We start from the raw sequence: 24,611 nt of genomic DNA, 5'->3' as shown, positions 1-24,611 counted from the left end.
AACCCTCAAATTGACTTTAAGCAAATTTAGCCTTATCTTCATAACATAAGTTAGTACGCCTGCAGCATGAATGGCTAAGGATAGACAGCGGAGTTCACGGCAAATCCTTAAGTGCTGGCGCGTACCAGTATGCAGATGATAGACAGGGAGAGGGATACAGGTTATGGAACAGGCAATGTTTGCCGGAGGCTGCTTCTGGTGCATGGTAACACCTTTTGAGGAGTTGCCCGGAATTCACGGGATTATTTCCGGCTACGCCGGGGGAACAATCGAGAATCCGACCTATGAGCAGGTCAAAACCGGAACGACAGGCCATTATGAGGTGGTGCAGATCACGTATGATCCGGCGGTTTTCCCTTACGAAAAGCTGCTGGAGCTGTTCTGGCCCCAGATCGATCCGACCGACGACGGCGGACAGTTTCAGGATAGAGGCACGCAATACCGGACAGCGGTATTCTATTATAATGAAGAGCAGCGTCTGGCTGCGCTGGCATCCCGGGAACAGGTAGCGGCCAGCGGCAGATTCGAGGGCCCGGTGGTGACAGAGATTCTGCCTGCACCGGTTTTTTACCCGGCAGAGGATTACCATCAGGACTATCACAAAAAGAATCCGAAGCACTACAAAGAGGACCGCGGGCAATCCGGGCGCGACACCTTCATTGCAAAGCATTGGTAAAAGAAAAAATGGCCTTTAAAAAGCCTTATGTCTCCGGACTTCTGGAGAATTAGGGCTTTTTTCTTTTTTTGCAGCACCTAAAGATGTAAATTCTCCGCGAAAATCGCTTCACCCAAAAAATGGAGACGAAATCCGAAATTCTGCTCCTACTAAATAGGCGGAAGGGATACTATAATCAAATCTGAAAACGCATCCATTTATGGTGCGTGATTGATTCTAAACCATTAATTGGAGGAAAAATTGCGATGAGAAAAAAATGGCTGATGTCTGTGCTCGCGCTCCTGCTGCTGATTTCCTGCTTCTCCCTGTTCGGCTCCAGGGCCGAAGCCGCCGATTACACGCAAGGTGTTGATTTGTCCGGCACTACGGCGACGATCTGGTTCAAATCAACCGTCAGCACGAGCTGGGTGGATGTGCACTACAAGGTGAATAACGGTACACAAATTAATCTCCGCATGACGTACAGCAGCAGCAATGCCCGTTATGAACAAGCGGTAACGGGTATTTCCGGCGGTACGGCTGTCACTTATTTCTTCACATACAATAACGGAACGCCTGCCTATGATACCGGCTGGTTCACGTACACTGCCGGAACCACGCCTACAACACCGCCGTCGAATTCCTCCGCTTCGATCTATTCGATAGCGGCATCCGCCATTCCCACAGCGCCAAGCGGCTCGCTTTCGCTTAAGGTGATGAACGGAACCGGCGGTGCATATTCCGACAGCCAGATCTATTGGGGCGTCCTGGGCATCAACCCGGCCAATGGCAAATGGAGTTATCTGGACCTGAATGGCAATTTGGTAGCCATCTCTGCGGCCCTCAATGACGCATCCGGCCATTTGACCAAAAACGGCGTCAATTATGCGAATATTTATCATACCGTCAGCCAGGCTTCCTGGGTGAACTTGCCCAAGATCACTTCCGGGCGGATGTTCCTCAGTGTAGGCACACCGCTGTACATCAAAACCTATGATGACGGCTTTGCCGGACCTGATATCAACAATGCGACTGATCCGAACCGCAATATCTATTTCGATTTTGTGGAATTCACAGTGGATGCTACCGGATACCATGGCAACACGACCCGCGTTGATGCCTTCGGCTTCCCGATCCAGCACCGTCTGGTGGGCTTGTCCGGCTCCTACGACAAAACCGTAGGCGAATTTGAATCCGAAACCCGTGCCGGAATATTTACGAAGTATCAGAATGAAGTGCCAACCGCCTTCAAATCGCTGGCTACCGATCAGGCGCCATACCGCATTGTGGCTCCGATCCACGGATCATTTGCCGCTGGCGGCGCGAATGCCAACTATTTCGCCGGCTATTCCAGCTACAGCACACAGGATATTCTCCGCTGCGACGGAGCCCTTACCGATGCCGCTACTGCGGCCGCAATCAACCGCCATGTCTATACTACCAGCAACTGGAATAATGTAGCCAATTATTACAATGCCGCTCCGGCCAACTATTATGCGAAATTCTGGCATGACCACAGCATCAGCGGCCTGGCCTACGGCTTTCCGTATGATGATGTCAACGGCCAGGCCGCATACCTGGAGGTCGGCGATCCCAAAGGTCTGATTATCCGGGTAGCCTGGTAAGTGAAATCTGTGCGGAGCTGATGATGATTTTCTTCCTATTGTGGATCAGGCATAAATGAACCGGGCAGAGGCGGATTTGATGAGATGATTGTACTTTGTGCAACTGAATTCTCTTTATTCTGCGGCGAACCGCATTCTGCTGTATTTCGTGCAGCAGTTTTCCGGCTTACAGCCCGAAACCAACGGCTCCACTGAATCCGGCTGTACAAAGTGCAACAGATTCAATTTTCCGGCGGATTAAGGGGCCATCTGCTGCACTTCGTGTAATAGAAATGATTCAACAGGAAGCTAAATCTCAATTCAAAACCGGCTAGCATCTCCCTGGGAAGGGCGGTGCAGCCGGTTTATTGATTTTGAAGGATTTACAGCATAACCGCTTATTTGAAAACTAGCCGCGCATTGCCGGATTTCTCGAAATCCCCTCCAGCACATCGGCAGAACGCCCGTATTTACACATGGCATCACAATCACCTCTCAAATCCGAGAACAGAACATAGGAGATGCCCTGCACATTGCCTTGCTGCAAGGAAGGGCGCAGCAGCTGCGCTTTAATTTCTTTCTCCCGGCTGTCGGGAGAGATGAGATAGAGCCTGCATTCCGGCTGCCTGAGCGATAACGCCAGGTCGTACAGCCGGAGAATTCCCGAGTAGATGGATGTGCTTTTCTCCACTTCAAAGGCAGACACCATCCGGTGTTGATCGTCCAGCCAGAGCACATCAATGTATGAAATCGTATCGGCTGCGGCCTTGGACACCTCCAGCGGAGGCAGGGCAGGAAGCGAGAATTCGCCGAGCGCCTGCCGGTTCCATTGTCTTTTATGGTCATTCTGGGCGACCCAGACCCGATACCCGAGCGAGCGGCCGAGCCTTGCCAGATGGTATTGCATTTCGCTGTGCTCGGTTTCCTCCCGGCAATCGTTGACGACCTCCTGATGGCGCTTCAGATTGGTTCTCTCCCTTTTGGCGGCATCCGCCACCAGCACTCTGTCGGCATTGCCGCCCACTATCAGCCGTCCTGAACCGATTTCGAACATGAAACCGCCAATTGCCCCCAGATCCTTGGACAGCAGCGCACGCTGGACTTCATTCATCTCAAGCAGCCCGTCCCGCATTTCAAGATAGGCACTCCATGAACCGAGCTTAATCTTCCGGCCCAGCAATTCATTATAGCCTCTGACAATCGCTGTATTGAACGGGGGAAACAGCGTGGGATGCAGAAAATACAGGATATTGGCGACCGCAGGCCCAAGCCCCTTGATTTGCAGACGGTCCAATTTCACAATTTCCTCAAGCAGCTGTTTTTCCTGGCTGCCTTGCAGCACGGCCTTTAGAAAACGGCCAAAGGCAAGCTGGTGCCTGTCATTTTCATAAATATCCGGGATTCGCAGCTTCGGTTTCCAATAGAAGGCATGTGCGGCTCCTTCAAAAACCTGCTTTTGCTCACAGATGGCCGACATGATGAACTCCAGCGGGGAGCCTTTGTAATCGTTGCCGAAGGTCCGTTCCTCAATGGTCCGGATTACGTCAAGCAAGCCGTTCTTAATGGTGCGGAAAGCCTTCAACCGCTCGTTATTGTTCAGAAACCAGGTATTGTATACCGATTCCGGGTCGCTCTTATATTCCTTGATGCGCTCCGGTACCAAGAGATCATTCATCCGGCGTTCCTCCAAAATTCCATAATAATCAAATTGTACCGGAGAGCAGGAGAGGCCGCTGTGCACTTTGTTCTTGTTAGGGGATTATGATGACTGAAAACTTGCTGATAACTCGAGACTTGATGCGAAATGGTGAGATGAGGTAACAGTGCCTTTTATTCCGTTGAAGTGGGGCTGGAGGGGGAATCAAAGGTAAAGGTGCCTTTGATTCAGCCGGAGGCGAGCAGCTAGCGGAATCAAGGGTCCCACTCCCTATGAGCAAGCTGATTCACCCGCCAGAGTGATTGTATTCCATCTGCCAGGTGACTCTCTCTCAGGTAATAGTGATTCTTTAATTATTGCAATTCTACATTCTTTCTACATATTTGTCCTGTACACTTCAATGTAAATTCTTGAGCACAGTTAAACGGAGGAATGAGCGATGAAAAAACACATATGGACCGGCACATTAACTGTATTGCTGGGTGCGGCGCTGGCAGGCTGTTCGGCAGGAGCTGATACGCCTTCTGCGCAGACGGACAGCGGATCAACGTCCACAGTCCCGGTCCCCTGGATCGCGACCAAGAACACAACCCGGATTAATACGTCAGACCCTGTCCAAGCGGCGGTCCTCGTATCGCAAACGCTGTGGACGGCGGAAACGAAGAGCAACCGGCCTTCCAGTGTAGTCCTGACCGATGTCAGCAGCTGGCAGATTGCCGCAGCAAGCACGGACCTGATCCATCACCCGAGCAATGGCCCAGTGCTGTTCTTCACCAAAGACGGTATTCCGGAAGCTACGCTGGCAGAGCTGAAACGCCTGAAGCCCATGGGGGCGGAGAGCAATGACGGCATCCAGGCGGTTCTGGTCGGACCGGCGGCTGACGGTGTGGAAGACCAGCTGAAGGCTCTGGATTTGAAGGTGGACAAGATTGAAGGGGAGGACCCGGCGGCTATAGCGGCGTCGATTGATACCTATTATGCAAAAGTATCCGGCGCCCTGCCGCAAAGTGTTATTATCGGCTCCATGGACAGCCCCGAGTATACACTGCCGGCGGTCAATTGGATTGCGCATATGCCGGAACCCCTGCTGTATGTGAGCAAGGAAGAAATTCCGGCGGCTACGGCAGACGCCCTCAAAGCCCGCGGCGGCAATGCCGCCATCTATATTCTTGGCCCGGCGTCCGCAGTTTCGGCGGATGTTGAAGCACAGCTGAAGGCCTTCGGAGCCGTAACGCGCATATCCGGCGATGATCCTTATGAGAATGCCATTGCTTTTGCCAAGTTTAAGGATGAGAGCAACGGCTTCGGCTGGGGAATCACAGCTCCCGGGCATAACCTGTCCTTGCTGACCACGGATTCAACCCTGCTGGCGGTTGCCGCCGCACCGTTCTCGCACCTTGGCAAACATGCTCCGCTGGTATTTACCGGGAAAGACGGCCTGCCGGATTCGTTAATGAATTATACGATGGAGCTGCAGCCGAAATTCAAGGATTCCCCCGCGGAAGGCCCGTATAACCACGCCTGGCTGACCGGGGATGCTGCTGCCATTACCAGCGGTACGCAAAGTGAAATTGATGATATGCTGGAAATTTCCCCCGCTTCCGGCGAGAATCCGCATTCAGGACACTAGACTAAGCCAAGCCGTCCTTAGAACGGCCAGAAGGTCAATCGATATCCGACTGCCCACAGTCCGCAGAAATTAATGCCGGGAGTCCTCTACTGATGGAATAAGAAACCCGGAGTATGATAAGCTCGTGGAGTCAGGTACACCCTTAAATACTTAAATAGTGGAGGGAAATCTATGGGCAGCTTGAAAACAGGCAGTATCTATTCGGGATTTCAAGTCGTACAGGAGGAATTTATCGGGGAAATCGAATCCTCCGTATTCACGCTGGAGCATCAGCCAAGCGGCGCAAGGCTGCTATTCGTGCAAAATCAGGATGACAATAAGGTATTCAGTGTCAGCTTCCGCACTCCGCCCGGGGACAGCACGGGAGTCTTTCATATTCTGGAGCATTCGGTCTTGTGCGGCTCGGACAAATATCCGGTTAAGGAACCGTTTGTAGAGCTGCTCAAGGGCTCGATGAAGACATTCCTGAACGCATTTACGTTTGCCGACAAGACCATGTATCCGGTGGCAAGCCGCAATCACCGGGACTTCTCCAACTTGATGGAAGTTTACCTGGACAGTGTGTTTCAGCCGAATATTTACAGGCAGCAGGAGATTTTTGAACAGGAGGGCTGGCATTACGAGCTCCGGCATGCGGAGGATGAGCTGATCTATAAGGGCGTGGTCTATAACGAGATGAAAGGCTCTTATTCCTCGCCGGTAACGGTACTGATGGACCGGATCAAAAAGTCGCTGTACCCGGATACGGTTTACCGCCATTCCTCCGGAGGTGATCCGCAGGATATTCCTGCATTGACCTACGAACAGTTCCTTGCGGCGCACAGCAATTATTACCATCCGTCCAACAGCTATTTCTATCTCTATGGAGACGTTGATATCGAGGAGAGGCTGCAGTTCATCGATCAGGAATACCTCAGCAAATACACGCGCAATGATTTCGCAACCGCCATCCCCCTGCAGCCGCCGACCGGAATGACGGAGCTTACCGCCGAGTATCCCATTCTGGAAACTGAAGCAGCCGCTGATAAGACCTATTTGAGTATGAACTATGTGATTGGAACCTCCCTGGACCGGGAACTCAATCTGGCCTTTGCTATTCTGAAAAGCATACTGATGGACAGCAACGCGGCTCCGCTGAAGCAAGCGCTGCTGGAGAGCGGTCTGGGCAAAGACGTATTTGCTTTTTATTCCGACAGTATGGTGCAGCCGCTGCTGGGAATTACAATGACCCATTCCAATCCCGCTTCCAAAGATGCCTTCTTGGACGTGGTCAGAACTGTGTTAAACCGCCTTGCAGCGGACGGGCTGGATGAGAAGCTGGTGCTGGCTGCGGTCAACAGCAAGGAATTCGAGCTGCGCGAGGCGGACTTTCTCCAGCATCCGAAAGGGCTGACCTACAATATTGAGGTAATGAAGGCCTGGCTGTATGGCGGCTCACCAGCTACACATTTGGAGTATGAGCAAGTGTTTGCTTCCATCCGGGAAAAATGTGCGGACCGTTATTTTGAGCGGCTGATCGAAACGTATCTGCTGAACAGCAGCCACTGCAGTTTGGTAATACTCAAGCCGTCCAATACCCTTGCGGCCGGCAAGGAAGACTCCATTCGTCAGCGGCTTGCCGAATATAAAGCGTCACTAAACCCGGCGCAGCTAGGACAGCTTGTTCAGAGAACACAGAACCTGCTGGACCGGCAGAGCCGTCCGGATGCCGCCGGGGAGCTGCAGAAGCTCCCGAAGCTGTCCCTTCAGGACATTGACCGCAGCGCTCCGCCCCAGGTGCCTACGCACGAATACACGCTGGAAGGGATGAAGCTGATTCATCATGAGGTGCCTGCGAATAAAATTGCCTATATCAAGCTTTATTGGGACACCGGAGTTCTTGCAACGGAACAGATTCCATATCTGGTTCTGCTGGCGCGGGTGCTTGGACAAATGGAGACCAGGGCTTACAGCATTGAAGAGCTTACGAGCGAAATCGGGATTAAAACCGGGGGAATCCGTTTTCAGAACGAAGTGTTTGGTGCCCCAAAAGGCTCTGGAGCCGGCTACCAGCCCAAATTCAGCGCACGCATAAAAGTTATGGAGAACAACATAGGCGATTCCCTGAAGCTGCTTCACGAGCTGCTCTATGGCAGCAATCTGGATAACTGCACCAAGCTGCAGGAAATCGTCCGCCGGGAAGCATCGCGGATGGAATCGTTCCTGAACCAGAAAGGCAATGAAATCGCAGCCAGCCGCTTGCTGTCCTATTTCTCCGATATGGGAGCGTATGAGGAACAGCTCGGCGGTGTGGCCTACTACCGCTTCATCCGGGGGCTTGCAGAGCATATTGACCGGCAGAGTGAACAATTGGCCGGGACCCTGAAGGAGATTTGCGCGGCCCTGTTCAATAAGCGGAATGTAATCCTGTCTGTGACCGGGACACCGGAAATCTGCGGCAAGCTTGCCGCACAGCTGGAGCAGCTGGATCTGCAGGACCGGCAGGTCCAGTACAAGCCAATGCTTAAGGCGGAGGATCACGCCGCCAACGAAGGCTTCATGTCCGCAAGCCAGGTGCAGTATGTGGTGAAGGGATATGATTTCACCAAGCTTGGCTTCAACTATTCGGGCAAGATGCAGGTTCTCAAAAAAATCCTCAGTCTCACCTACCTGTGGAATGCCGTCCGGGTAAAGGGCGGGGCTTATGGCGGAAGTCTGATCCTGCGGAGAGATGGTGTGCTCATCTTCACTTCCTACCGCGACCCGAATCTGCAGCAGACGCTGGAGGTCTACGATCAGGCGTACCGCTTTGCCGAAGACTTTGAAGCGGACGAAGACGAGATGACCAAGGCGATAATCGGCACCTTGGCGATGTTTGAACAGCCGCTCAGTCCGAGTGCACAGGGGCGGCGGGCAGACCGTCATTATTTTGAACAGATTACTGCCAGAGAGCTCCAGCAGGAACGGGATGAAATCTTGTCGGCTACACCCGGAGATATCAGGCAGTATGCCGGACTGCTTAAGGCAGTGGCGGAACAGAATTACTTCAGTGTGGTAGGCAATGATTCCAAGATGAGACCGGCGCAAGCCTTGTTTGGCAGCCTGGAGGAATTGGTGAGGTAACAGATGCTGACTAAAATTCTGATCATAGACGACGAATGGAATATGCGGAACCTGCTCCGTATTTATTTGCAAAAGGAAGGCTTTGCCACGCAGGAAGCGGCTACCGGACACGAAGCGCTCCTTATGGTGGAGAAGCACAAATTCGACCTGCTTCTCCTGGATGTGATGATGCCAGACATGGATGGCTGGCAGGTCTGCCGGGCTGTGAGAGGGCACACGGACATTCCCATTCTGATGCTCACCGCCCGGTCGGAAACGAAGGACAAGGTGCACGGACTGGGCATTGGAGCGGATGACTATCTGACAAAGCCCTTTGAGCCGGAGGAATTGCTGGCCCGGATTCACTCCCTGCTGCGGCGTTCTTCAATGACACAGGCGGTCAGGCCGCAGGATGAGCAGCTGAATTATCCGGGGCTGCGAATCTCTCCGGAAGCCCGCGAGGTGTATATTGAAGGGCAGAGTGTGGATTTTACACTGAAGGAATTCGATCTCCTGACGATGCTTGCGCGGAGCAGCCAGCGGGTATTTACGAGGGATGAACTGGTTGAACGGCTGTGGGGCAATGACTACGGGGGCGAGACACGCGTGATCGATACACATATCAAGAACATCCGGGAGAAGCTGCAAAAGGCCGGTCTGCCTTATAATCCTGTACAAACGGTATGGGGACTGGGCTATAAATTCCAGGTTCCCGGCACTGCAGAATGAAAAGCAACATTATCGGCTTTAAGCTCGGACTTGTAGTCACGTCGGTTTTTCTGATTGTTCTGCTGTTTCTGGGGGTCGCCATCGACCGGATGTTCAGCAGCTTTTATTACAACGAAATGCGGACCGAAACGGAGGAGCTGGCCTCGCACTTCACGGTCATGGCCGAATCCCGGGATACGACCAGCGAACAAATGATGCGGACCTTTGCCGAATTTTCGAATGTGAGTATTTTTAACATTTTACGGGACAGCCGGGTAACACTCCACTCGGGTGCCCATGATTCCGCTGACCGTTCATTTATTCATGCTGCGGACCTGGAGAGGATCTTCTCCGGCACAAGCGTGAGCTTTTTGTACAAAGATCCTGCAGGACACCGTTATTTTGTCACCGGCCAGCCCATTACAGGCGGCAATACAATCCGTTCTGCACTCTATGTCATGTCCTCCACGAAAAGTATGGAGCAGTCGCTGGCTTCAGTGCGGGATATTCTGCTGGTCTCGGGGATGGCCGCTTTTGCGCTCGCGCTGGGCATCACCTGGATTATGGCAAGAGTGCTGTCGCGTCCGCTGGTGCAGATGCAGAAGGCGACCCGCAATATTGCGGCTGGCGAACTGGAAACGAGGCTAACCATCAGCGGGAACGATGAAATCGGATTTTTGGCCGGGGCCATCAACGATCTGGCGGTTGATCTGCAGCGTTACAGGGATACCCGGCAGGAATTCCTTGCGAATATCTCCCATGAGCTGCGGACGCCGATCACCTATTTGCAGGGATATGCCAAGGTCGTAAAAGAGGAGCTGTATGAGACGGATGAGGAGAAAAATCTGTATCTCGACATTATCGACCAGGAGGCGCACCGCATCCAGCATCTGGTGGACGATCTGTTTGAGCTGGCCAAGATGGAGGAAGGCAGGATTCCGCTGAACCTGGAAGAGGTGGACCTGCAGCAGATTGTGGATCAGGCCGTCCGCAAGCTGGATTTATCCGCCAAAGAAAAGGGGCTTATGCTAACCGTATCGTATAGCGGGCAGGCATCACAAATACCCGGGGACAGCAAGCGGATGGAACAAATTGTGATGAATCTGCTGGAGAATGCCGTGCGCTATACCGACGGGGGCGGGATTCATGTCAGGCTGGATTTTGCTGCGGATGCCGCCGTGTTTATCGTGCAGGACACCGGAATCGGCATCCCGGAAGAGGAGCTTCCGTATATTTTTGACCGTTTTTACCGGGTGGAGAAGTCGCGTTCGCGGCAGTACGGAGGTACGGGCCTGGGGCTTTCTATTGTCAAAAAGCTGGTGGAGGTGCTGGGAGGGACCATTGCGATTACGAGCACACTTGGGGAAGGCACGCGCTGTGAGGTGGCTTTTAAAAAATAGTGAGGCAGAGGGCGCCGCGTAAAGACAGCTCTCCGGTATCGGTTTGCGGGCGGCGGATACCGGGCGTGAGAGTTTAGGTTAGAGAAGCGGCTGATTAATATGCGGTGTTGCCTGACTCAGTGATGTGCTGGACGCCGATCCATTTATCGCCGACATCGGAATAAAGCGTATTGGTCATCGTTACACTGCTTGAGCTGCTGTCCGTTCGGAAGATGGCTTCGTCCATGCCGGCAATATCACAGCTGTCAATAAATACGTGTGTCGTGAAGGTGCTGCCGCCTAATTGGCGGATGAATTTGCCCGCATTACGGGCAACAAAGTTATAAACGTTAAAAGTGGAAGCCGCGTTGATCTGGAATATTTTATCACTTCCATCATAAGCGGCGCCGCCGTTAAGCGTAACCGTTCCGGCTGCCTTGATTGTCAGTGCATCCTCACCGATATCGGTCCAGACAATATTGGCAAGATAGGCATCCCCGTAGGTATGGATACCGTCGGCGGCGGGAGATCCAAGCACGACATTCTTCAGGGTTGCGCCATTTTCAAGACGGAAGACCGGCTTCTGTCCTTCAGCCTGGCTGCCGTCGCCCAGCGAGGAGCCTGCGATAAAGGTTCTGCCTTGCCCGTCGTACACTTCTCCTGCTCCAACGACTATCGTGGAGTTAACCGTCGTGGAGCTTGGGGAGACTTTGACCAGTGTCCACTGCTGATTGGCGCCCTCCAGATCGGTCCATTGATTAATGTTGGCGCCGGGAGTGGTGGAGTAGGTGTAGACTTCGGCCACCTTGCCGCTGAAGCGGTTCTTCAGCTGGACATAGCCGCCGCTGTCCTCCAAGGCCCAGTGCTGGTTCGTACCGTTGATATTCTGCCATTGAACGATGTTGCCGCCGTCCGCAGTCGAATACTGATAGACTTCAAGCGCCCGTCCGCTGTTGGCATTGATGATCTGGTAATAGCCGCTGCCTACGCTGACAAAACGCCAGAGCTGGTTGTCTCCGCCAAGATCGGTCCACTGCGATACGTTGGCGCCGTTTTCATGCGACCAGTTATACACCTCCAGCGCTTGTCCGCTGTTGCGGTTAATGATTTTGTAGAGTCCGTTGTTGGAGACGGAGGCTGCCTCTGCGCGGGGGAACTGCCCCAGCACAAACACCAGGATAAATGCCGTCAGCAATGCAAAGCTTTTTTTCAGCACAATAATAACGCTCCTTTAAATAGATTTTTGTTAAGCGCTTTCGTAATGCTTGAGCCTATGATTTTCCACGTCCTCCCTGAACCGTGAATTACCATAAATATACCATATTATGGTTTAATATATAGTGAAATGGTTGAAAATTCTGTGAATAAATGGATTTATTTTACTTTTGCACACGTGAACTCAGCTCTGGATACCATTTTATCGTCCTTTGTTTTAAAAAATGCCGAAAGAATGAGTTATTCGCTCAGGCTTTCGGATTTTTGGGAAGAAAAAAGTAAGAGGTGATGAGAGTTGGCCCTCAATAACGGCAATTCTGCCGTTAATTCGGGACACGCGGGCCATCCCCGCCTCAATAACGGCATTTCTGCCGTTAATTCGGGACACGCGGGCCAGCCCAGCCTCAATAACGGCATTTCTGCCGTTAATTCGGGACACGCGGGCCAGCCCAGCCTCAATAACGGCATTTCTGCCGTTAATTCGGGACGCGCGGGCCAGCTTTGCCCCAACAACGGCAATTCTGCCGTTATTTCGGGACACGCGGGCCATCCCCGCCTCAATAACGGCATTTCTGCCGTTATTTCGGGACACGTGGTGGCAATCCCACCGGCGGACCTTCATTAACGGCATTTCTGCCGTGATTCCGGAGCAATCCCACCCGGGGACCTCCATTGTTATTTCGGGGCGCACGGGCCAGCTTCGCCTCAACAACGGCATTTCTGCCGTTATTTCGGGACGCACGGGCCATCCCCGCCTGAATAACGGCATTTCTGCCGTTATTTCGGGACGCGCGGGCCAGCTTTGCCCCAACAACGGCATTTCTGCCGTTATTTCGGGACGCATGGGCCAACCCTGCTCCAACAACGGCATTTCTGCCGTTAATTCGGGACGCACGGGCCAACCCCGCCCCAACAACGGCATTTCTGCCGTTAATTCGGGACGCGCGGGCCAGCCCCGCCTCAACAACGGCATTTCTGCCGTTAATTCGGGACGCACGGGCCAACCCTGCCCCAACAACGGCATTTCTGCCGTTATTTCGGGACACGCGGGCTAACCCCGCCTCAATAACGGCATTTCTGCCGTTAATTCGGGACGCGCTGCAGTAATCTTGAGAATAATCTCACACAGCGAGCGAGAAAGAGTAAGCGAATGAGTGTGGAAGTCAGCGTGGGGAAGGGAGCTGCCGGATGCTCAGCTTGCCCACTCCGCACCTGCACAAGGGGATAAGCCCAAAAAGCCCAAAAAGCCCAAAAAGCCCCCTACACGCGTACCTATAGACTGGACACTTAGAAAAAAAGGATGCGGGCTGTTGTTCGCTTGAAAGAAGGCATGGAACTATGAAGCCTTACTCCATTTCGCCCGCACAGATTGTTTGGAGAAGCGTACGATCCGTTCATTCCGGTAACTTATTTTGGGTCAGGTTCTAAATGATCCTCCGATTTCTCGCTGAAACACCCCCGTCCCTCATAAGGACGGCGTAGCCGTTTCTGCTTGAAAGATAAGAATGTATATGTTTTGGGTTCCCCGCAAAGTACCTGAGTCATCATCGAAGCCAAGGCCCCACTTTGTGGGGTTATTTTGTGATTCATTCCGGCCATATTTCCGGATTAATCATTCCGGGGACCACCGCGGGATGCGGGACCGCAAGAAATCCGCTGATCAGGATGAAATGCAGCTTGAATAAATAAGGATGTGGAAAGTATGGAGGATTGAAGGTATGCTTGTAACAGCTGCGGACATGGCGCAGGCGGCAATTGAACGCGGAGGGAGCAAGACGGAGACATGGAAAGACTGCAAAGTATTTTATTTGATTTGGACGGCACCTTAACCGACCCCAAGGAAGGCATTACCAAAAGTGTGGAGTATGCGCTGGGCAAATTCGATATTGCCGTGGAGCATCCGGACCTGCTTTTACCCTATATCGGACCGCCATTATATGATTCATTCGTCGACATACAAGGCTTCAACACAGAGAATGCACTCCAAGCCGTTGAATTCTACCGTGAACGGTACCGCACGCTGGGCATGTTCGAGAATGCGGTAATTCCCGGCATCCCTCAATTGCTTGAAGAGCTAAAGGACCGGGGCTTCGATCTGTACGTTGCCACCTCCAAGCCGACGGTGTTTGCGGAAGAGATTATCCGGCATTATGGCCTGGAGAAATACTTCAGGCATGTGGCAGGCAGCAACCTGGACGGCACCCGCTCCAAGAAGAAAGAGGTGATTCAGCATGTGCTGGCTGAGAATGGCATTGCTGCGGAGGAAGCGCTGATGATCGGGGACCGCGAGCATGATATTATCGGTGCCCAAGCCTGCGGCGTAGCCTCGATTGGCGTCTTGGTCGGCTATGGCTCCGAGACAGAGCTGCGAACCGCCGGGGCAGATTACATTGCCCGCAATGTGAAAGAGATAGGTGAGATTATCTCACGCATTGACGCCAATATTATTGACATAAAATAATTTCCAAAAACGACAGATGCTTCCTGAGCAGGAGCAAGGACCCGCTAAAAAGTCTATTTCTTTTGCGTGGTTGACATTTCTTAAACGGCATGAGTATTATGTAACCAGCAACACCATATCCAAGGCGATGACCAAAGACATGATATCCTTCGCGGACTGGCCAGAGAAAGAAGTGAACGGTGAGAGCTTCTTACAGAGACCGGCAGGATGTTACCCCTTTGCAGCCGTGGCACTGAACCCTCCTTGCTGCTTAAGGCGGCTGTAAATGCCACCGTCTTATCCCCGATAACGGATACCAATGAGGATCATGTGCATATTCTTCCGCCGAACAGCCGGAGGGCGGATATCACAGGTCAAATTAGGGTGGAACCACGAGCCAGAACGCACTCGTCCCTTTCCGGGAGAGCTGCGTTTTTTGCGTTCTGTACATGTATAAAATTGAACTTGAAATTCTGATGAAAGGGTAGAAGTAACGGAGGGGAAGTTTGGAACAGTAGGAGCATAGCGTCCGCCTTTATGATTGAATTTCTACCGTTATCAACGGTTTAAATGGAAAAATGCAGTCATAACAGCGGCCGGAAGTTCAAACATTCTCCGCAGTTACGCCGAGAACCCATAAATAGAATATTTAAAGTTTAGTTTATACAATAAATCTTAGAAGAACTGGAGGCCGAAATCATGGAGATCAATGTCGCACTGCCGGATGGAACAATCAGGAGGTATGCACGCAGCACCACGATTGCAGAAGTAGCGGGATCGATAGGCGCCAGTCTGAAGAAGCATGCCGAAGCTGGGAAAATCGACGGCAGGCTCGTTGACCTGCATCAACCGGTTGAGCACGACAGCTTTGTTGAAATCGTACTTGCGGACAGCAGGGACGGACTGTCCATTCTCAGGCACAGTTCTGCCCATATTATGGCTCAAGCCATTAGGCGCATATACGGCGCACAAAAGGTTAGGCTGGGTATCGGTCTGGCAATAGAGGACGGCTTCTACTACGATATCGATATAGACCAACCGATCTCAACTGAAGACTTCGCCGCCATTGAGCAGGAGATGCAGAAGATCATCCTGGAAAATCTGCCGGTTATCCGGCGGATGGTCAGCCGCAGGGAAGCGCTCGCACTTTTTGCCGCACGGGATGAACCGCTCAAGCTGGAATTGATTCATGGACTGCCGGAGGACGAAGCAATCAGCCTGTATGAGCAGGGAGAGTTCACTGAGCTGTGCCGGGGTCCGCATGTGGCTTCCACAGGCCAGATCAAAGCTTTTAAGCTGCTGAGTTCAGCAGGTGCCTACTGGCGTGGTGATTCCAACAATCCAATGCTGCAGCGGATTTACGGAACAGCTTTTCTCAGGAAGGCGGAGCTTGAAGAACATTTGCACATGCTGGAGGAAGCCAGGAAACGCGACCACCGCAAGCTCGGCAAGGACCTGGGGCTTTTCATGTTCTCCGAAGAAGCGCCTGGCATGCCGTTTTATCTGCCGAAGGGGATGCTCCTCCGCACAGAGCTGGAGAACTTTTCACGTGGCTTGCAGCGGGAGTGGGGGTATGACGAGGTCCGTACACCGCTGATGATGAACAACCGGATGTGGGAGCAATCGGGGCACTGGGATCACTATAAGGACAACATGTATTTCACTCAAGTAGACGACACCAAAAATGCGCTTAAACCGATGAATTGTCCGGGGCATATGCTGATTTTCAAAAACAGCCTGCGCTCCTACCGGGAGCTGCCGATGCGCATTGCAGAATTCGGCCAGGTTCACCGCCATGAGTTTTCAGGAGCGCTGAACGGGATGATGCGGGTGCGCAGCTTCTGCCAGGATGATGCCCATCTGTTCGTGCTTCCCGAGCAGATTGAAGAAGAAATCGGCAGCGTTATGCAGCTGATTGACTACATTTATAAAGTGTTCGGCTTCGAATACAAGGTGGAGCTGTCCACACGTCCCGATGATTACATGGGCTCGGAAGCACTGTGGGATCAGGCGGAAGCATCGCTGCAAAAAGTATTGGAGAAGCGCGGGGTCAGCTATCGGGTGAATGCGGGAGACGGGGCTTTTTACGGGCCGAAGATTGACTTTCATATTCAGGATGCGCTCAAGAGAAGCTGGCAGTGCGGAACGATTCAACTCGATTTCCAAATGCCTGAGAAGTTCGATCTGACGTATGTCGGCGAAGACGGCCAGAAGCACCGTCCGGTTGTGATCCACCGCGCCATTTATGGCTCGGTTGACCGGTTCATGGGGATTCTTACAGAGCATTTCAGCGGCGCATTTCCGCTATGGCTGGCTCCGGTGCAAGTGAAGCTGCTGCCTGTCTCTGAGCACTATGCCGATTATGCCTTTCAGGTGAAAAAGGAGCTGCAGGACGCCGGGATTCGTGTCGAGCTTGATCTGCGGAATGAAAAGCTGGGCTACAAAATCCGTGAGGCCCAACTGGAAAAGGTGCCTTACATGCTTGTACTCGGTGAACAGGAGAAAGGCTCCGCCACTGTAGCTGTGAGAAAACGCTCAGACGGTGATGCCGGAGTCATGGGGATCGCTGAGCTTGTCCGGCAAATCGTAAGTGAGGCGGCGGCAAGAAGTTAAGTGTTTCTTCATTAATTTTCCGGAAATATGTCGGCAAATAGGCCGACCGGAAGCAGTTCCGTTTTTACATAAACGGGGCTGTTCTTTTATATGAATGAGGCAGACAAGGCGGTGAGGGAAGGCGTGCTGCGCAAGCACCGGATTACTGCGGAGGGCTGCATTTCGGACAATGTGCTGTACAGCATCATTGAAGATGAGTGGCCTGCGGTAAAATAAAATCTGCATTATTTGCTTCATGTGAAGTACGCTGAACAACATTTCTATGTTTACGGTTCCGCCAATCTGCCCCTCATTCATAATGTAAATAGCCAGAATTCTGTATCATTGGTATAATAGAAACATATATTCCCGGTATAGAACGTGAAACTAACAGTCCTATGGTTCCATTCTTAAGTTCCCTATATGGGCCGGAAAACCGAAGCGATTGCACTTTGTACAGTAGAATCTCGTGAGAAATGCAGATTTGACCCATACTCCCGGAATCTGTTGCATGAAATACAGCAGAATGCGATTCATCGCCAAGCGCGGGGCGTTCTATTGCACAAAGTACAGCCACGCGGCTGGTTCTTATTGATTTCGGACATAAATGCCACAGAGTTCAAGCTCAATCTATATAGCCCATATTCCACCCTTCATGGGGCAGATATGGGTTTATGTTATTTTGGTGAGGTGATCGATTGAAACAGACGGCGCAGGTATGGGAATACATAGAGCGGATTTATAATTTTATGAAGACAGGTTGGCGTGAAGCATGAACTGGAGTGATTTTGGAGAACGGAATAAACGGCTTAACCCCCTATGGAGCCTCGGTGCCGGCATGAATCTTGGCGAGCTGCAGCCCTATAAGGAAATGCTTGCGCTCAGCGTGCTGCTGCAGGTCTATTATCTGGAGCTGGAATCCAGTGAGCAAAGGACCAGGGAGGATATTGCTGATCTGGCTTGGAGTTCGCTGGAACGCTTCCATATTGCCGGACTGGGCACGCCCGAGTCGGTGGAGCGGCTGGTGGACGGATTGCTGTGGAGCGGGAGCGGCGGGGATTTTGAAGCTTTTTATTATGATGATGCTACCCGGCAAATGACGGTGCAGAAATACAAGTATTTCTCCGTGGACGAGGATGCTACCCGCAGCAGCTGGGAAGAGACCGGCAAGACGGTCTACCGGCTGTCCGAATATGCGATGGAGCTCATCTTCATGAGCCATGAGATTATTGAAGAGTTCCAGATCAGCATCAAGCTGCTGGAGATCCAGATGCATATCAAGCACGGGCGGGTGACCCGTGCCATGCAGGATGTGAATGAACTGGTCACGCGGGTGCGGAAGATGACGCAGCAGCAGCAGGAATACCGCAATGCGCTGCGCCGAAATCCGAAGCATATGTTCAGCGGATACGGCGTGCTGCGGCATCAGCGGCTGGAGGAAATTCATCTGCAGTTTGATGAGGAGCGCAAGCATTTCGATAATATCCACCGTTCGCTCGCCCGTCTGGCCAATGACGAGAAGGATGTCATCGACTTCAATGAGCTGCGCCAGCTCTCCGAACGGGTGGAGCTGTCCAGAAGGGTGCATGATGAGCTTGCCGGGGTGGTGCTGAGCATCTTTGAGGCGGAGACGAATCTCAGGCTGAATTTCCCCGAGCTGTTCTGGGGAGCCGCGGGCTTTAATTTCCGCACGAATGTCTGGGAGGAATGGATCAAGCCGGAGGGGCTGCCGGATGCGGACAGCCTTGAGCTGCTGATCAGCGGCTTGTTCACTCCGAATCAGGATTTTATCTATCCGCTGGCCTGGGCGTGGGAGGAGCAGGAGGTCGGATTTCTGCCTGAAGAGTTTTTGGATGGGCCGGATGAGGCTGGAGAAGAAGAGAAGCCCCCGTATACGCCGAAGTCAATTCCCTGGCCGCAGGTCACCGGGCTGTGGCTTCCGGTATTTCTCGGACTGGCGGACACAGGAAGCTTTACCTTTTCTGCAGAAGCCTTCACGGAGGAAGAACAGCGCAATTGGTCGGCTGCTCCGGATGCAATTGATCTGTGGGCGCAGTTCTTCCACACGGAGATAAGCGTTCAGGCCGAAGACACGGACAGCCAGGGCGGAGCGGCGGATGAATGCCAGAAATTAATCCAGCTGCTGCTGGCGGCAAGGCCGGAGCTGGAGGTGCTGCGCGGTAAGGTGCTGCGTACAATGATCCGGAGCGGACATAGCCACCCCGTCTCCTGGCCCGGCCTGGAAATGAGTCCTTATACCATTACTATAGTTGAGAGGTGAGAGATTACAGCATGAGTTATTCACTTGAACAATTACAACAGGCCTCACGGCTGTTTTTTGACCTGCTTCGCCGGAAGGTGATTTCGCTGGATGATCCCGCTGCCGCCGAATGCATTCAGGACAACGGCGCTTATGATGCCTTGCAGTACATGGCCAAAGAAGGAGGCTGCCGGATCATGAATTCCGGACACCGCCTGCATCTGCTGGTCAATCCGCTCGGCTCGGGCTTTGCCAGCAATTTCACGCAACTCAGGAACAAATATTCACGGATTGAGCGCAAAACCCATTTACATATCATCAACATCATTATTCTGGTCTTCCTCGCCGAGATGGACCAGGATGAGCACCACTTCAAGCCGGGACAGGACAGCATGTCCTATATTCAAATCTCGGATCAGGTATCCGCGCTGTTTCAGGCATGGATTGAAATGGACGACGAGGGCGGCTTCAGCAAGCAGTGGCGCCTTGATATCCAGGCGATGCACAAGGTCTGGTCCAGCCTCTACATGCAGACCAAAAGCCAGGAGGAAGGCGATTCCCTGACCCGCGGCGCCGGTTCCCGGATCGGGCTGATTCATGAGGGCATGAAGCTGCTGGAGGAAGAGCATCTTGTATTCATCTCGGAGAACGAGAAGCGGATCTTCCCGCGGGAGGAACTATATGAAAGGATGCGTTATCTGTACCACGATGTTGACCGTTATAAGGAACTCAAGGCACTCACCCTGCGCACCTTGACGGAGAAGGAGGGGGAAGCCCATGCCGCGCATTGAACGGATTCGGATTGCCGGACTTAAATATGAGAAGATGCTCAAAAAGTATGACGATATGATTCTGGACCTCAGCAATGAGGAAGGGCCGGCCAACACGCTGATTACCCTGATGAACGGGGGCGGCAAGGGGGTGCTGCTGCAATCGATCTTTCAACTGCTGATTCCAAAGGCGGCATGGGGCAAGGACAATGAGAACCAGGTCGAGGCTTTCTTCCATAACCACAAAAAACAGCTGAAGCCCTACACCTTTCACGTAGCGATTGAGTGGCGGCTGGATCACAGTGAACGCACGGAGTATATGACTACCGGCATCGCGATGACGGCGCACAGCTCGGTGGATCAGCTGGAAATCAAAGTGGACTACCTGCTCTATGCGCTGCTGGATTATGAGGAGCATGCCGAGCTTACGCTTTCCACAATGCCGCTGTATGATGCCGGTGCCGGAGGCCCGGTGAGCTTCGAGAGCATTCAGCAGTTTGTCCGCGACCGCCGGGGCGAAATTGCTTCCTTCGGAAGCCACAGCTCGGATCTGAAAAAATATTATAATTTCCTGGCGGAACGGGACATCCATATCGGCGAATGGCGCAACATGCGGCGGATTAACGGTGAAGAGGGAGGGATTAAGGGCTACTTCCAGAAAAACGATGCCTTCACGAACCAGAATCTGTTCGAAAGACTCATTATCCCCGAAATCGGCACCAGTCTGAACGAAGGCTTGTCCGAACAGGAAGGCTCCCTGCAGAAAATGTTCACCGATGCGGCGGTTGTTGCCCAGAGACTGCCGATGCTGGAGCAGCGCGAGAAAGCTTTTGCCGAATTTACTGCACTTGCCGCACCGCTGCATGAACTTGTGAGGCAGGGAGTGGAAGCGGACCGGAGCCACCGCGACACGGAGCTGCTGGGACGGCAAATGTACACCGTTATCCATGACGAGCTGAGAACAGCCGAAGAGCAGCGGCGCCAAAAAGCAGATGAGCTGGTTCAGCTTCACCGGGAAGCCCGCCAGCTGAGTTTTGAAGGGGATAATCTGAGTTATCTGCGCAGCAAGGAGGAAGCGGACCGGAAGCGGGAGGATTTCAAAAAGCTAGGCGATAACCAGACCCGGGCCCGGCAGCGGCTGGAGGAATCCAGAGCGAAGGAAAAGACACTTGAAGTGGCCCATTACCTGGCCAGGCGGAAGGTCCAGCTCCATCAGATGGAGCAGTGGCAAAAGGAAATCGAAGCGATCGAAGGCTCTCTGGAAATGAAGGAGCGCCAGGAGGTGGTGCAGGCCGCGAAGGAAGAGCTGCGCAGCCAGTGGGAGCAGGTACTCAGGCTGTGGCAGGGCCGGATTTCCGGCTTCAGCCGCCGCCAGCAAGGCTTGACCGCCGAGGAAGCCGGGCTGCGCAAGGAACGGGAAAGCTCTCTGCTGGAGCTTGGCGGTCTTGAGAGCCGGATTAACGAGCTGACCCTCTCCATCCGCCAATACACGGAAGCGCTTGGGGTCTTTGCTTCCCGCCATGGACAGGAAGCCGCCCATTCTCCGGCTGCGTCGCTTCAGCGGGCAATCGCCTACGCCAGAAGCTTCGCCGAGAATGGCGCCTTGCTGAATGATCGGCGGAGAGCGGCTGAAGAAGAGCGGTTCAGCCTGCATAAGAAGCATACCCGGCTTACCGAGAAGCTGCTTGCACATGAACAGCAGGAGGCCGGGCTTCAGGAGCAGCTGGATGTGCAGCTGGGCCGGGAATCACAGCTCTGGTCGCAGCTTGTAGTGCTGCTGGAGCTGTATGAGGAGCATAACCGGCTGGGAGCTGCAGGCTTGTTCGAAGCAAGGGCAGTTGTTCAGGAGCGGTTCATCCGCAGGCTGGATGAGGCTGAGGTGGAGACCAAACGGCTCAGAAGGGATTATTACCATCAACTGCTGGATGTTGAGCTTCAGCATGAAGCCTACTGGCTCCCGAACAGTGATCTGCTGACGGTGAAGGACAGGCTGGGTGCGCTGAAGATCAGCTCTATGCTCGGCAGCGCCTTCCTGAACGATCAGCCTTACCTGATTCGCGAGGAGGAGCTGGAGCGGCATCCTTTGCTGCCTTACGGACTCATCATTACCGAACGGGAGGCTGCCAGGCTGCAGCCCGGAATGCTGGACGGCCTGCTGCTGAAATCAGCGGTGCCGCTCTTTATCCGCGAACAGATGGCACAGTCTGCGCTCCAGCCCTTCCTGCTGCTGGACGGGCAAGGTCCGCAAATGGTTCTGCAGCCGGACCGTTTTGTGGAGTGGAGGCAGGGGATTTCGTCCAGACTGAAGGACCGGGAAGGCGAATTGCAGGCTGCCGAAGGCTATTTGTCCAAGCTGAAATCCGCCAGGCAGGAATATGAACGGTTATTCCAGAGCGAGCATTCGGCCAGTCTGAAGGCCAGGCTGAAAGCCCTCGGAGAATTGCGTAATGAAGTGCGCAAGGGCCTCACTGAACTGGGCGCGGAAATCGGCGGAAACGAAGCTGGGATTACAGAAATCGTGAAAGAAGCTGCCGAATGCGAAGCCGGTAAAGCCGAGCAGGAGGCGAGAGCTGCTGCGCTGCGTGAATGGAATGAACAGACCCGGAAGCAGGAGCAGGATTATAAGGATAAACAGAAGGCGGTAGACCGCAAAAGCGGGCTGGGCAAGGAGATTTCAGGCAAGGAGCAGCAGCTGGCACAGCTAAAGGCCGATATGGACAGCACAGCCCTGGAGCGGGAAAAATGGATTGGAGATACCAAGTATTCGTTGTTCCCGAGGCTGCAAGCCTGGTTCCCGGAGCTTGTTTTTCCTGACGGGCTTCAGGCTTCTTCTGACGGCAATGAAGAACTGCCTGCGGAATCCACGCTTGATGCTGCGGTTCAGGACAAGCTGCTGCAGACCCTAAGCACACTGGAAAGCCTTCAGCAATCCCTGAGCCGCAATGAGCTGGAGGTCCGTACGCGGGCCGCACAGATCAAATCGGCAGCCGGACAACTCGCTGAGCTTGAAGCTGCGCTCCAGCAGCTTGACAGTAACTGGCGCAATGTGCAGGAACCCGGCGACACCCCGGACTCGGTCATGTCGGCCAGAACAAGGCAAAAGAGCGGAACAGCATTACTGGATGAGGACTACCAGGATGTACGTGATTCTTTCATCCGCTGCCAGACCGAGCTGGACAATCTGCAGAAGCAGCTGGCCAAAGCGGAGAAGTCGATTAAGGAGAAGCACGAGCGGGCGGTGGAGCTCTGGCATGATTCGCCGGACCGGAAAGAGGAAGCGATCCGGGCACGGGCACGGGACAATGAATATGCATTGGACACCTGCAAGCAGAGAGTAGCTTCCCTGGATCAGCGGCTTCAGACGCTCGCCAGCCAGAGCAGGATTATGGAGACTCATGTGGAAGGCCGCCTGCAGCTGCGGGATGTGCCTGGAGAGGTGCAGCTGCGTACAAGAGAGGACTGCGAACGTTCGGTCGCTGAATGGCTGGTGCGAAGCAGGGAGAGCCGCAGCGAACGGAGCGAAATTTCGCGGAGAATCAAGGAAGAAAAGAACGCGCTCAGCGGCAGGCTTGCCAAGAGCGGCTGGAACGCCGAGCTGGAGACCAAGATTCAGGAACGGCTCAATACCGTTCACTGGGAGGATTTTGCGATTGCGCTCCAGGTGCTCGATTCTATGCTCCAGAGCTCCCGGGATCAGATTGAGAGCATCCGCAGCGATAAAGAAGGCATGGAGCTGTCCCGCAAAATGTGGGTGGGCCGCGCGGCCAAGCGGGTCGTCCAAATCGTGGACATCCTGAAGCGCATGGAGCGGCGGATGATCATCCACAATGAGAACGGCCATGCGTTCCCGCTCGTACGTTTGAATTATAAGAATATTACCGTACCGAAGACAACCGAAGATATCGAACCTTTGGTCAGCGGCTACTTCAACCGCTGCATCGGCAGCCTGCTGGAGAAATTTCCGAAGATCGAGCAGGCTCCGGCAGCCGCGGTGAAGGAGCTGATCAGCGACGGCAAGCTTGTCTGCGCCGCCATGCAGAACCGCTTCCCGGTCTTGCAGGTCTACAAGCCGGTGACAGAGAATTATTTCCTGTATGCTGCTCCCGAGGAGCACCACTACTCCGATTGGGAGGTCATCAACCGCGGCGCACTGGATGAAGCGGTGGGCAGCGGCGGGCAGCGCCAGTCGGTTCAGCTGCTGGTGGCGATGATGATCATGACCCATAAACGGGTCAACCGGGAGAATAAGGGCTGGACAGTCTTTTTGTACGACAATCCGTTTGGTGAAATGGTCTCCAACAACGTGCTTGATCCGGTATTCGAAATCTCCAGGGCACTGCGCTTCCAGTGGCTGATCGTTACGCCGCCGGAGCTTGTCAAGAACGATGTAAGTGTACGGTTCGGCGTGTACTGGCAGCTTTATTTCGGCGGAGAAAAGGGAGATCAGCTGGAATCCACCCTCGTTAAGGGCGGGCGCAAGCTGATTCCGGCTTCATTGTTCTGATTTTCAAATCACAGGATTGGAAGAAGGGACGGGATAACCTATGAAGAATCTGCAATCGGCAACAGCCTTGTATAATGGCATAAAGATGCAGGACAATGGAACTATATCCCATTCCG

The 24,611-nt window shown here is 53.4% G+C and carries 16 protein-coding genes; 12 read left to right on the top strand and 4 right to left on the bottom strand.

Features of this window, described 5'->3' with window-relative positions:
- Window positions 1-163: 163 nt before the first annotated feature.
- Both msrA and HYD27_RS05010 read left to right on the top strand, forming a co-directional pair.
- The gene (gene msrA / locus HYD27_RS05015; protein WP_219212181.1) at window positions 164-676 is read left to right on the top strand and encodes a peptide-methionine (S)-S-oxide reductase MsrA; all 513 of its coding nucleotides are present in this window, start codon (window positions 164-166) and stop codon (window positions 674-676) included.
- 245 nt (window positions 677-921) lie between these two features.
- The gene (locus tag HYD27_RS05010; RefSeq protein ID WP_219212178.1) at window positions 922-2,280 is read left to right on the top strand and encodes a glycoside hydrolase family 64 protein; all 1,359 of its coding nucleotides are present in this window, start codon (window positions 922-924) and stop codon (window positions 2,278-2,280) included.
- Between the two features lie 388 nt (window positions 2,281-2,668).
- Here HYD27_RS05010 and HYD27_RS05005 read toward each other — a convergent pair whose 3' ends face one another.
- On the bottom strand, window positions 2,669-3,934 hold the full coding sequence (locus HYD27_RS05005) for a hypothetical protein (protein WP_219212176.1): 1,266 nt from the start codon (window positions 3,932-3,934) through the stop codon (window positions 2,669-2,671).
- Window positions 3,935-4,355: 421 nt separating this feature from the next.
- Between HYD27_RS05005 and HYD27_RS05000 the strand changes: the two genes are divergently transcribed.
- From HYD27_RS05000 to HYD27_RS04985, 4 genes are all read left to right on the top strand, one after another.
- Window positions 4,356-5,546 carry a cell wall-binding repeat-containing protein gene (locus HYD27_RS05000; RefSeq protein WP_219212174.1) on the top strand — a complete coding sequence of 397 codons (1,191 nt, stop codon included), beginning with the start codon at window positions 4,356-4,358 and terminating at the stop codon, window positions 5,544-5,546.
- Between the two features lie 171 nt (window positions 5,547-5,717).
- The gene (locus tag HYD27_RS04995; protein ID WP_219212172.1) at window positions 5,718-8,648 is read left to right on the top strand and encodes an insulinase family protein; all 2,931 of its coding nucleotides are present in this window, start codon (window positions 5,718-5,720) and stop codon (window positions 8,646-8,648) included.
- 3 nt (window positions 8,649-8,651) lie between these two features.
- Window positions 8,652-9,356: a response regulator transcription factor gene (locus HYD27_RS04990; protein ID WP_219212170.1), complete on the top strand. Its 705-nt coding sequence runs from the start codon at window positions 8,652-8,654 to the stop codon at window positions 9,354-9,356.
- A complete protein-coding gene (locus HYD27_RS04985; protein WP_219212168.1) occupies window positions 9,353-10,735 on the top strand; it encodes a sensor histidine kinase in 1,383 nt (460 codons plus the stop codon). The genes HYD27_RS04990 and HYD27_RS04985 overlap by 4 nt, the downstream gene beginning before the upstream one ends.
- A 94-nt stretch (window positions 10,736-10,829) precedes the next feature.
- Here the strand turns inward: HYD27_RS04985 and HYD27_RS04980 are convergent, their stop codons facing one another.
- The 3 genes from HYD27_RS04980 to HYD27_RS04970 all read right to left on the bottom strand — a co-directional run bounded on the left by HYD27_RS04980 (window position 10,830) and on the right by HYD27_RS04970 (window position 12,975).
- A complete protein-coding gene (locus HYD27_RS04980) occupies window positions 10,830-11,882 on the bottom strand; it encodes a pectate lyase (RefSeq protein WP_309242021.1) in 1,053 nt (350 codons plus the stop codon).
- Window positions 11,883-12,146: 264 nt separating this feature from the next.
- Window positions 12,147-12,521 carry a hypothetical protein gene (locus HYD27_RS04975; RefSeq protein WP_219212166.1) on the bottom strand — a complete coding sequence of 125 codons (375 nt, stop codon included), beginning with the start codon at window positions 12,519-12,521 and terminating at the stop codon, window positions 12,147-12,149.
- Window positions 12,508-12,975: a hypothetical protein gene (locus HYD27_RS04970; protein ID WP_219212165.1), complete on the bottom strand. Its 468-nt coding sequence runs from the start codon at window positions 12,973-12,975 to the stop codon at window positions 12,508-12,510. Before HYD27_RS04970 ends, HYD27_RS04975 begins: the two co-directional genes overlap by 14 nt.
- Window positions 12,976-13,712: 737 nt before the next feature.
- Here HYD27_RS04970 and HYD27_RS04965 point away from each other — a divergent pair.
- The 6 genes from HYD27_RS04965 to HYD27_RS04945 all read left to right on the top strand — a co-directional run bounded on the left by HYD27_RS04965 (window position 13,713) and on the right by HYD27_RS04945 (window position 24,495).
- Entirely contained in the window at window positions 13,713-14,390 is a 678-nt protein-coding gene (locus HYD27_RS04965) for an HAD family hydrolase (protein ID WP_219212163.1), read from the top strand.
- 678 nt (window positions 14,391-15,068) lie between these two features.
- The gene (gene thrS / locus HYD27_RS04960; RefSeq protein ID WP_219212161.1) at window positions 15,069-16,982 is read left to right on the top strand and encodes a threonine--tRNA ligase; all 1,914 of its coding nucleotides are present in this window, start codon (window positions 15,069-15,071) and stop codon (window positions 16,980-16,982) included.
- A 90-nt stretch (window positions 16,983-17,072) separates the two neighbouring features.
- Entirely contained in the window at window positions 17,073-17,198 is a 126-nt protein-coding gene (locus HYD27_RS32335; RefSeq protein ID WP_255596195.1) for a hypothetical protein, read from the top strand.
- 535 nt (window positions 17,199-17,733) lie between these two features.
- Window positions 17,734-19,242, top strand: coding sequence for a hypothetical protein (locus tag HYD27_RS04955; RefSeq protein WP_219212159.1), 1,509 nt, complete (start codon window positions 17,734-17,736; stop codon window positions 19,240-19,242).
- Between the two features lie 11 nt (window positions 19,243-19,253).
- A complete protein-coding gene (locus HYD27_RS04950) occupies window positions 19,254-20,012 on the top strand; it encodes a DUF6063 family protein (RefSeq protein WP_219212157.1) in 759 nt (252 codons plus the stop codon).
- Window positions 19,999-24,495, top strand: coding sequence for a coiled-coil domain-containing protein (locus HYD27_RS04945; RefSeq protein ID WP_219212154.1), 4,497 nt, complete (start codon window positions 19,999-20,001; stop codon window positions 24,493-24,495). Before HYD27_RS04950 ends, HYD27_RS04945 begins: the two co-directional genes overlap by 14 nt.
- Window positions 24,496-24,611 lie beyond the last annotated feature (116 nt).

Origin of the sequence: Paenibacillus sp. S150 (assembly GCF_019352175.1) — a bacterium.
In the GTDB taxonomy this organism is placed as follows: domain Bacteria; phylum Bacillota; class Bacilli; order Paenibacillales; family Paenibacillaceae; genus Paenibacillus_AQ.
Note: the sequence above shows the minus strand (reverse complement) of the source record. Positions and strands in the feature narration are given on the sequence as shown.

Coding starts and splice junctions, on each gene's coding strand:
- msrA (WP_219212181.1), top strand. CDS start 164: ATGGAACAGGCAATGTTTGCCGGAGGCTGCTTCTGGTGCATGGTAACA.
- HYD27_RS05010 (WP_219212178.1), top strand. CDS start 922: ATGAGAAAAAAATGGCTGATGTCTGTGCTCGCGCTCCTGCTGCTGATT.
- HYD27_RS05005 (WP_219212176.1), bottom strand. CDS start 3,934: ATGAATGATCTCTTGGTACCGGAGCGCATCAAGGAATATAAGAGCGAC.
- HYD27_RS05000 (WP_219212174.1), top strand. CDS start 4,356: ATGAAAAAACACATATGGACCGGCACATTAACTGTATTGCTGGGTGCG.
- HYD27_RS04995 (WP_219212172.1), top strand. CDS start 5,718: ATGGGCAGCTTGAAAACAGGCAGTATCTATTCGGGATTTCAAGTCGTA.
- HYD27_RS04990 (WP_219212170.1), top strand. CDS start 8,652: ATGCTGACTAAAATTCTGATCATAGACGACGAATGGAATATGCGGAAC.
- HYD27_RS04985 (WP_219212168.1), top strand. CDS start 9,353: ATGAAAAGCAACATTATCGGCTTTAAGCTCGGACTTGTAGTCACGTCG.
- HYD27_RS04965 (WP_219212163.1), top strand. CDS start 13,713: ATGGAAAGACTGCAAAGTATTTTATTTGATTTGGACGGCACCTTAACC.
- thrS (WP_219212161.1), top strand. CDS start 15,069: ATGGAGATCAATGTCGCACTGCCGGATGGAACAATCAGGAGGTATGCA.
- HYD27_RS32335 (WP_255596195.1), top strand. CDS start 17,073: ATGAATGAGGCAGACAAGGCGGTGAGGGAAGGCGTGCTGCGCAAGCAC.
- HYD27_RS04955 (WP_219212159.1), top strand. CDS start 17,734: ATGAACTGGAGTGATTTTGGAGAACGGAATAAACGGCTTAACCCCCTA.
- HYD27_RS04950 (WP_219212157.1), top strand. CDS start 19,254: ATGAGTTATTCACTTGAACAATTACAACAGGCCTCACGGCTGTTTTTT.
- HYD27_RS04945 (WP_219212154.1), top strand. CDS start 19,999: ATGCCGCGCATTGAACGGATTCGGATTGCCGGACTTAAATATGAGAAG.